Below are 10130 nucleotides of genomic sequence, written 5' to 3'. Positions count from 1 at the left end.
ATAATAATAATAATAATAATAATAATATGTTGCTTACTAAAAACGGAAAAGCCTCGCTGTTGCGAGGCTTTTTTTATTCTGCAAATTGAGGATAAAATTCATTAAAAGTAATGTCTTTTTTCCAGTACACCTTTTCCTTTGGGGTTAACAATCGTTTTTCCCATTTATTGTTTTTTAGATGAAACACGATAGAATCAGAATGTTCTACGGTTCCCATATCTTCATCATTAACATCTTCTTTACCACCGTAAGAAACTCTTTTGCTATAAAAAGAAACTGGTTCATTTTTAGGATCTATTCCTCCAAATTCTAACCAACTTCCCCAACCACCGTCACTCATAGAGTCCCAGTCGTGCACAAGCTGTACCTTATTATTTTTTAGATAAAACAAAAAGTGTTGGCGATTATATCCACAAGCTTCATAACCAAAACTGACATGGATAAAAGGTGATACCTCAGCATTATCTTCATCTGATAAACCATATGTCGCACCCCAACCCGAACCTTCTGTAAATGGAACTATGGTAACCTTATCTGATCCTACTTTTGTTTTATTAGTAAAGAAATCAAGTCTGTATTGAACAGTTATTAGACTGTCTTTATCAATTTTCTTATCTAAAAGAGAAGCTAAAACATAGTTACTCACGCCTATTTCTTCATTCCCCGAAATATGTATCGTATCGATTTTTGGGGTAATAGTATTAAATGCTGGCTTTGCCGTCATTTCTTTTTTGTCTTCTTTAGTCCACTTTGGGCCTACTGTTGCTGGTTCTTTTTTACAACTTACCAGAGCCAACAAAAACAACGTAATGTAAATTCTATTCATATTAACCAACTAACTTTTAAGCTAATAGACTCGTAATTAAAAAAAGCAACATTAGTGCAATTGCAATGTATTTTGTGTATTTACTCATTCTCATACTGTTTTATATTTATATAATTTTTAATTTAAATGCTATTTACTAAAAAAACCAACTCGCCACAAATATAGCTGTAATCACACAAATTACATCAACCAAAAGCATAGTTCCTAAAGCGTAACGGGTATTTTTTATATTTACTGACCCGAAGTAAACCGCAATTACGTAAAAAGTACTTTCGGCACTACATTGAAAAATACTACTTAATCTTCCAGTCATAGAATCTGCTCCAAAAGTATTCATCGAGTCAATCAAGAATCCTCGTGAACCCGCAGAACTAAAAGGACGTAGCATCGCAACTGGCAACGCATCGGTAATTTCTTTACTCACACCCATATTCGAGAAAATGAATGCAATCCAATGGCTTATGATTTCAAATAAACCACTGTTTCTAAATAAAGAAATAGCCACTAACATCCCTAAAACATAAGGAAAAATAGTAACCCCTGTTTTAACACCATTATTTGCACCTACTACAAATGCATCAAAAACAGTAGTTTCTGCTTCAATAAATTTTTTCTCATGTCTTAACGAAAAAACTAAGGTAAACCCAATGATGGCAAACAATATTAATCCTGAAAGATTTGATGTAAAGAAGTTTTTACCAATTAAATCTAAACTATTTACATAGAATAAAAGTCCAACAATGGCAGCAATCATAACCATCAAACCTACAACCAAAGAAGCACTTTTAAAATTAATTTTTTGTTTAATTCCAACAATTAAAAAAGCAGCAATTGTCCCGATAAAAGAGGTAATAATACAAGGTAACATTACATCGGCTGGGTTTGTTGCCCCAGCGGCAGCACGATACCCAATGATAGAAGTTGCAATTAACGTAAGTCCCGAAGCATGCAGACACATAAACATGATCTGTGCATCACTGGCTTTGTCCTTATCTGGGTTTATTTCTTGTAAACTCTCCATGGCTTTAAGACCAAACGGAGTAGCAGCAGAATCTAATCCTAAGAAGTTTGCCGCAAAATTTAGGGTCATATACGAAATCGATGGGTGATTTTTTGGGATACTAGGAAACACTTTCACAAACACTGGACTCAAACCTTTTGCTAATTTCCCTGAAGCTCCAGAAATGATTAAAAGCTCCATTAATCCGCAGAAAAAAGCCAAATAAGCAATAAGTGGAAGAATTAAATCGACCAAAGTACTTTTACAAGTTGGCAATAAACCATCTGATTTTTGAACACCGCTAAAAATCTTTACGGTTTTGTTTTTATAAACATAGGTCGTATCGGCATTTGCCTCATCACGATTGATGATAATAGTGTTGTCTGGCGCTTTTTTAATACTATCTCTGATAAAGGCAGGAATTTGCTCAATATATTTTTCAGAGATTAAAATAGGCTCGTCTTTCTTACCATTCAAAACATAATCAATAGTATACGTATTACCAGTAAACAAACTGATTACAATAAAAGCAATTGACGAAATAAATATCGCTAGCCAAAATCTACTTAACACCATAATTATATATTTTTTGTAAATGTAATTATTTAGCAATAAAATGCACAACCATTTTATTAATGAAACTCGAAGTATTTGTTATAGATCGAAAATCATTATCCAATTTTAATATGTCACCCCGATGGGGTTCAACACTACGAGCTCTAATTATTGCTATAAATAGCCCACTCCTAACGGAGTTTTTATAGCTTTCGTGAAACATGACATCTAATAGAAACCATCAAATATTTATTCTGAAACCCTTGCAAATACTTGACTCAAACCTAATGCAATAAAATTGCACTAATGTTTTAGCAAGAACAAATCATAACATGGTTTGAACAGCCCTAGCAGGGCGTCATATTTATAGAAAATGTTACAATATTGATATCAATAGCTCTGTAAGAGCGACATAAAAAATCTGTATCTAAAAGCTATTCGATAACAATTTTAGTTTCCAGATAATTTTCAAAAGAGCTAATACCATCAAACAGAGCTACTTTTTTATCATTCTCAATTTCATGAAAAAATTGTGTTTCAATTTTCGCATGATCTTTTTTGATTGTTCTTTTCCAAGTTCCAATGACTTTTCCGTTTTCTAGAATAATTGGTCTAAAAATACCGTTATTAGTAAACGCCTTCGATTGATGTTCTTGTAAAATAGACGCTTCACGTGTTTTATACGAAATTAAAATTTCATCGAATGCAGGAAGAAAATGTACGCTTTCGCGAAAGTTATCCTCATCGGTAAAATTTGTTCCAAACCAATATTTTTGATTCTCAATTTCTATCGAGTTTAGTTCCGATTCTATCGAACTAATAACCTGTTTGCAAGTTGTAGGCGAAAAACCGGACCACCAGGAAAAGTCTAATAACGTCGCAGGGCCGTGACTTTCAAAATAACGTTTAGCTAATTTTGCCAAACCCTCGTCTTTAGACAATTTCGTTTTTGGCTTTGTAACTCTTTCATCCAGCAAAGCATACGTTATCTGCTTGCCTTTCATTTTTCCATTACAAACTAAACCTACCGACTCAGCATACATCATGATAGGTCCGCTCAAAGAATCATCACTACAAATTTTATTGATGTTGAGTTCCTGCATGATCTCATCCCGAGTTAGATGATTATTACCAGCCAATATTTTTTCGATAGATGCATTAATTTTTTCAAATTTTTTATCATCAAATCCATATTTTTTAACATAAGAAGCTACTATTCTCTTGACTTGAGGTCCCGAAACATCCAACATCCAATGAATATCTTCTGCAGCAACAAAATGCCAAGTTGGGCGTAGAATGTGCGTTCGGATAATTTCTGCTGAATTTATTGCTTCTTCTATAGCTTTTTCAGTTGCATCACAACGAGAACCAATCGCCCATTTTGCCATTGCATAATCCTGAGCCTGCATCGCGCCCAAATGATGCACAATGTCTTGTGGAGAACTTGGCGCTTTTTTATATAGTTTTTGAGAAACTAATCTATGATGTGAAATTTCCTGATGTACCATTCTAAACATTAAAATCTTATAAATTATGTAAGTCCTCTTAAACTTTGAACCTCTGTTCCTTTGCTCCTTTGTACCTTTAAAAACTATACATGAATAATTTCATCATCAATCAACAAATCTTCACGTCGTAAACGCAGGAAAATCTGAGCTACAGCAATAGTATCTTTCTCGCAATAGGTTACAATTCGGTCAATGTCTTTCTCTACATAATAAACATGTCCTACCTGACTTCCGTCGATATCTCCTTTTGGAGAAGGAACTCCCAAGATTTTAGCCAATAATTTCAGAGAAGTAAAATGCTTGTAATCACCGAATTTCCAAAGCTCCAACGTATCCAAATGCGGAATCTCCCAAGGTTTTTTTCCAAATAAATTCAGCTTGTCTGGTATTGCAATTTGGTTGATAATCATACGTCTGGCGATAAACGGAATATCAAATTCCTTTGCATTATGTCCGCACAAAACGTGATACGGTTTATTGTAATGATTGTTTAATAGATTATTGAAGTCTCTGAGAATCTTTACCTCATCACCAAAAAATGATGTTACTCTAAAATTTCGAACATCGCCTTTAATCGTAAAATACCCAACAGAAATACAAACGATTTTACCAAACTCTGCCCAAATTCCAGCTCGGTCATAAAATTCTTCGGCAGTAAAGTCTTCTTTACGCTGATATTGCGTTTTGTGCTCCCAAAGTTCTTTCATCTCATCATCTAGTTCTCCAAAATCGGCTGTTTCGGGAACGGTTTCTATATCTAGAAAAAGGATGTTGTTTAGGTTTATTTTTTCAATCATTATTTAGACAACTTAGAATTTTAGACTTACTTAGACTTCTTAGATTAGTTAGACGTCTTAGACATTCTTAGAATGTTAGACTACTTGGATTATTAGACTTACTTAGATTGTTAGACAGCTTAGACATTCTTAGAATGTTAGACTACTTTGATTGAAATTGAACCCTAAACAATCAATCTCTATCGTTATCCTGCAAGGTCTTTTTCTGACCTTGTAGGTATTAAACCTAATTTACGCATTAAAAGCACCTACAAACTTTCCAAGATTAGAATTACTCGTTTTAGATTTCTATACTTTATTTAATATCGTTTTATTCTTCCTTACAAATATGCGTAAAATTCTTACCATTACAAGAAAACACCTAAAACAAACTTTGTTGCTTTAGAGGGTTTTCATGATCTAATAACCATTTTTTACGCCATAATCCGCCAGCATATCCTGTTAATGAACCATCGGTTCCTATTACTCGGTGACATGGAACGACTATCCAAAGTGGATTTTTACCATTTGCCGATGCTACTGCACGAATAGCTTTGACATCTCCAAGTTTTTTAGATAGTTCTAAATAACTCATGGTTTTACCAAAAGGAATCTCAAGTAATCCTTTCCAAACTCTTTGCTGAAATTCTGTTCCTTTGGGGTTTAGCTTAAAATCGAAATCGGTTCTTTTGCCTAAAAAGTAATCATTTAATTGCGAAACAGCTTCTTGCAACTCGGTTGCGATTACACCTGAAACCGCATTATCACCAGCGTTAGCAACGGTAATCTCTGAGATTCCGTTTTCGTCACCAACAATTTTGGTGATTCCTAAAGGCGAATTAATGTATGCTGTTTCCATATTATAAAAGTAAAAAAAATAACGGTAATGATTTGTGATTTCTCTCGACCAATCTTAAATTCTATTATATTTTGATTATAGCTCACGGTTTCAACCGTGTGAAGCAGATTGCGATAATATTGCGTTCCAACGGTTGAAACCGTTGGCAATGTTTATAACATGTATTTATTATGATAAGTAAATGTCACGCAAATTAAACAGACTTAACGCAACCTTTGTCAAAGTTTTGAACTTTGACAAAGATCTACTTGAGATTACGAATCTAAATGATTTATTGTTGAGTTACTTACGGAGATTCTTCCTTCGTCAGAAAGACAAGATTGTAGTTAAAAACCTTGTAGGAACAAAAAAACCACTCGTAAATACGAATGGTTTTAGTTTTTTTTAGCCCCGATAGAAGCGGCATCCTTTATGTTTTTTCTTTAAAAACATAAAGATATAGCGGCGATCCCGATAGCTATCGGGATAACTCCTACTTTAAAAAGCTATAAAAATAGGCTTCAATTGCTTTTAATTCTTCATCGGACATGGCTTGTGTTACAGGAAAATTGGTTTTCATGACTTCAAACTGACTTGGGTCGACTATTGGATCTCCTTTTCCTTTAAGAAACGTAACCATGTCTCCGTTTTTCTCTTTGTATATTTTGGCAATTTCTTTTATGCTTGGACCGATAACTTTTTGGTCTACCTGATGGCAGGCAAAACAGTTTCCTTGTCCTTCGAAAATTGCTTTCCCTAATTCTTCGGGCGTTTTAGCTTCTAAAGTAGCCGACTCTTCGATTGGCATTCCTGAATTATCGATTGTTGTTTTCTCTTCTTTTTTACAAGAAACGAATGCAAGTATTGCAAATGCAAGTATTATTTTTTTCATGCTTATGTATTTCAATCTTTTACTTATTTAAAATCACAGCAGCTTCTTTGGCAAAGTATGTCGAGATAATACTGGCTCCTGCTCTCTTAATGCAATGTAGTTGCTCTATCATGATTTTGTCGTGATCTAACCAACCTCTTTCGGCTGCGGCCTTTACCATAGCGTATTCTCCCGAAACCTGATATACTGCAACTGGCACATGAACAGCATCTTTTATCTCGCGAACGATATCCAGATAAGCAATTCCTGGTTTTACCATAACAATATCTGCTCCTTCTTCTACATCTAGCAATGCTTCACGAAGTCCTTCGATACGATTGGCATAATCCATTTGGTATGTTTTTTTATCTTTTGGAATATCTAAAGAATCAACTGGTGCAGAATCTAATGCATCACGAAACGGTCCGTAAAATGCCGAAGCATATTTGGCACTATAACTCATGATTCCAACATTGTGGTGTCCGTTTTCTTCTAATGCTTTACGGATTGCAAGAACGCGACCGTCCATCATGTCGCTTGGCGCAACAAAATCGGCTCCTGCATCGGCATGACTTAAACTCATACGAGTTAATGCATCTACCGTTGCATCGTTTATAACTTGTCCGTTTTCTATAATTCCGTCGTGTCCGTAAATAGAAAATGGGTCTAGTGCTACATCTGGCATTACAATCATTTCTGGAACTGCATCTTTTATAGCACGAATGGCTTGTTGCATTAATCCATCTTTGTTCCAAGCTTCTACCCCTTTATTATCTTTAAGGTTTTCGCTCACTTTTACATAAAGATTCACTGCTTTTATCCCTAATGCCCAAGCTTCTTTTACTTCTTTTATCGTGTTATCCAATGAATGACGGTATATTCCAGGCATTGACGGAATAGCGACTTTTACATCTTTTCCTTCAGCAATAAACATTGGAAGCATAAAATCATTTGGACTTAGTGTAGTTTCACGAACTAAAGAGCGAATAGATTCATTAGTTCTTAAACGGCGGTTTCTTTGTAGTGGGAACATAAGTGTTTTTTATAAATTTTTAAGAAGTATGCTAATGCTAAAAAAGCCTTAACATCCGTTTTAAAGTTGAAATTAAAATTGTGTCGCAAAGTTAAAGAAAAATCAACAGAATAAGGCTTTTAGCATTGTTTAGAATGCGTTAATATTATCTAAAATTTACTGTTTTATATTTCCCATTTAAGAATCTTCTTATATCATGGTTTTTAAAATATTTAAATTTAAATTTGCCTGATGAAGAAAATTCTCGCTTTATGCTGCTGTTTGCTCTTAACAGGATGTTTTGAGATAACGGAACGAATAAAACACCATGACGATCAAAGTGGTGAATACACCCTTATGGTTGACTTTTCGAAATCTTGGTTTAAGACCAAATCGGCCATTTGGCTGGAAGAAGTTGATGGTGTGAAAATCCCGAATGAACAGGAAATCACCAAGAAACTAGCCGATTTTAAAGCAAAAGCTTTAAAAATAGATGGGATTTCAAATGTAAGTACTAAAACTGATTTTGAAAATTATGTTTTCATTATAAAACTTAATTATGCAAATTTAAAAGCACTCAATGCCATTGTAAATAGTATTAATAATCAGAGTGACCAAATTCATTTTAGCAGTAATGCTAAGAGTTTTGAAAGGATTGCCTCTTACCCTGTTCCTGAGAACCTGGTAAAAGACCCAAAGAAAAAACAAGATTTGGAACAAGCCAACATTATCTCGATTTACACCTTTGACCGTGATATTGCCAACACTGATAACCCTAACAGTAAAATCTCTAAAAACAAAAAGACCGTTTTTTTAAAACAAAATATGTACAGCGTACTTAAAAAATCGTCTTTAATGAATAATACAATCCAATTAATTCCCTAGTATATGAAGCATTTTTTTACCTATTTTATTCTATTAACAACCTTATTTGCCAATAGTCAGACCAATACTAAACCATACGATTATTTTGTACAATTTAATGGCGACCAACATTCTAAGAAAGTAAATATTCTTGATGTATTAAATCATTCTTTGATTAGTAAATATACTGAAGGCAAGCCCGATTATGATATCAACCAATATGCAAACCTTTTTAAATTAGACCAAAAAATAAGCGTAAACGGAAATTTCACAGATAGTATTCCGTATTACCAAGTCACAATTCCTATTAAGAATAGAAATGACATTAAACAATTCATGCAAAAAATGCATGTAGAAAAAAATGCGGATTCTATCCCAACCGCTACAATCGAAGATTTCCCTCTATACTCTCTATTAACTTCTGTAAATAAAGGAAGTTCTATGGCATGGAACGATAATTATCTTGTGATTGTAGGTTTTACAAAAAAGTATAGTTCTAATCTATACGATATTCCAGAAATTCAGGAAGAAATCACTGTAGATGTAGCTCCAGATGAAGGAGAACCTATAGGAGAATCTCCTATTGACATTAACACTCCATACACAATAGAGGAACCTATAGACTCTACAGCTGTTTCTACCGATAACTATTACGCTGAATATGATCTTGGACGTGCTGCTTTTGATAGTTTACAATCGATACAACGAAATGATTTTATTAAATCTCTTTTCGAAAAAGGTTTTACTGCTCCATCTTCTGATAAGATAAACGCTACTGCAGACATCTCATCTTGGATTAATTACAGCGCAGCTATGTCTTCTTTTTACGAGTCTTACGCTACTCTATCTCAATTTACCACTTATAATAAATTCTTGCCTTCTCAAAAAAACTGGGGAAATCTTGTAAAGGGAATCAATTTGGATTTTTATTTTGATAATGATAATGCTCGTGTAGAAGAGATTATTGAATACTCTAAACCAATGGCTGATATTGTGGACAAAATGGCCAATAGAAAAATCAATAAAAACATTTTTAATTATTTTCCTGACAAAAAGCCTTTGGGTTATATGAGCTATCATATTAACACCAAAGAAACATTAAAAAACTTTCCGAATTTAATGACCGAAGTTTTAAATAGTGCTGCATTAACAAAGGATGATATGGGTATTGTAACGGATTTAATCTCGACTATTGTTGATGAGGAAGCCACTGCAACTCTTTTTGATGGTGATTTAAGCATGTTCTTACTCGATGTCAAGGAAATTGAGGTAACGTCAAAATCTTACGAATACGACGATAATTATGAAGAAATAGAAGTTGAGAAAAAAGAGAAGAAATCAATTCCGATTTTTTCAATGATTTTTACCTCAACACATCCAACATTTGGCGACAAGTTGATACAGTTAGGTGTTCGTAAAAAATTATTGGTACAAAAAGGAAATTATTACGAAATCGCCGGAACCAGCGGTAAATACGGAGATTTGTTTATCCTTAAGGATAAGGATGTAGTAGTAATTGCAAATTCTCGTGACTACTTCAACACCAATAACGGATCATTTGTAAAGGAAGTAAAGAAAGACTTGAAACAAAATTACTTTTTAGCGAAGCTTAATATTCCTGAGATTTCTAATGCATATAGTCATACTGCTGAAACAAAAACCGCTGATATTAAAAAAATCGATCAATTTGCAACACAGTTTAGCGATATAACACTTCAATCTTCGAAAAAATTGATTGACAATAAACTGAAAATTGAATTACGATTAAATTCTTTGAAATCGGATAAGAACATCATTCTGCAAACGTTAGATTTTGTTCAGGAACTTAGCAAATAATCTAGATTTTAGTAGATAAAAAGAGAGAGGCACCAATGGTGCCT

The 10130-nt window shown here is 33.8% G+C and carries 9 protein-coding genes; 2 read left to right on the top strand and 7 right to left on the bottom strand.

What is annotated here, in order from left to right; all coding sequences use genetic code 11:
- Window positions 1-73 precede the first annotated feature (73 nt).
- The 7 genes from B8T70_RS21500 to hemB form a co-directional block, all read right to left on the bottom strand.
- The gene (locus tag B8T70_RS21500) at window positions 74-826 is read right to left on the bottom strand and encodes a hypothetical protein (RefSeq protein ID WP_086896178.1); all 753 of its coding nucleotides are present in this window, start codon (window positions 824-826) and stop codon (window positions 74-76) included.
- Window positions 827-962: 136 nt separating this feature from the next.
- Window positions 963-2402, bottom strand: coding sequence for a nucleoside recognition domain-containing protein (locus B8T70_RS21495; RefSeq protein ID WP_086896177.1), 1440 nt, complete (start codon window positions 2400-2402; stop codon window positions 963-965).
- A gap of 413 nt (window positions 2403-2815) precedes the next feature.
- Window positions 2816-3898 (bottom strand): winged helix DNA-binding domain-containing protein, encoded by a 1083-nt coding sequence (locus B8T70_RS21490; protein WP_242667539.1) that lies wholly within the window; start codon window positions 3896-3898, stop codon window positions 2816-2818.
- A gap of 74 nt (window positions 3899-3972) precedes the next feature.
- Entirely contained in the window at window positions 3973-4686 is a 714-nt protein-coding gene (locus B8T70_RS21485; RefSeq protein WP_086896175.1) for a 3'-5' exonuclease, read from the bottom strand.
- 361 nt (window positions 4687-5047) lie between these two features.
- Window positions 5048-5524: a methylated-DNA--[protein]-cysteine S-methyltransferase gene (locus B8T70_RS21480; protein ID WP_086896174.1), complete on the bottom strand. Its 477-nt coding sequence runs from the start codon at window positions 5522-5524 to the stop codon at window positions 5048-5050.
- Between the two features lie 472 nt (window positions 5525-5996).
- Window positions 5997-6395: a c-type cytochrome gene (locus tag B8T70_RS21475; protein WP_086896173.1), complete on the bottom strand. Its 399-nt coding sequence runs from the start codon at window positions 6393-6395 to the stop codon at window positions 5997-5999.
- A gap of 19 nt (window positions 6396-6414) precedes the next feature.
- Window positions 6415-7407, bottom strand: a complete 993-nt coding sequence (gene hemB / locus B8T70_RS21470) for a porphobilinogen synthase (RefSeq protein ID WP_039113492.1) — start codon at window positions 7405-7407, stop codon at window positions 6415-6417.
- A 231-nt stretch (window positions 7408-7638) separates the two neighbouring features.
- On the opposite strand from hemB, the gene B8T70_RS21465 reads away from it, so the two are divergent.
- Together B8T70_RS21465 and B8T70_RS21460 are read left to right on the top strand one after the other, a co-directional pair.
- A complete protein-coding gene (locus B8T70_RS21465) occupies window positions 7639-8271 on the top strand; it encodes a hypothetical protein (RefSeq protein ID WP_039113491.1) in 633 nt (210 codons plus the stop codon).
- 3 nt (window positions 8272-8274) lie between these two features.
- Window positions 8275-10086, top strand: a complete 1812-nt coding sequence (locus tag B8T70_RS21460; protein WP_086896172.1) for a hypothetical protein — start codon at window positions 8275-8277, stop codon at window positions 10084-10086.
- Window positions 10087-10130: the final 44 nt, after the last annotated feature.

Origin of the sequence: Flavobacterium sp. AJR, assembly GCF_002156885.1 — a bacterium.
Classification (GTDB): Bacteria; Bacteroidota; Bacteroidia; order Flavobacteriales; family Flavobacteriaceae; genus Flavobacterium.
This window is presented reverse-complemented; position numbering and strand designations above follow the sequence as displayed.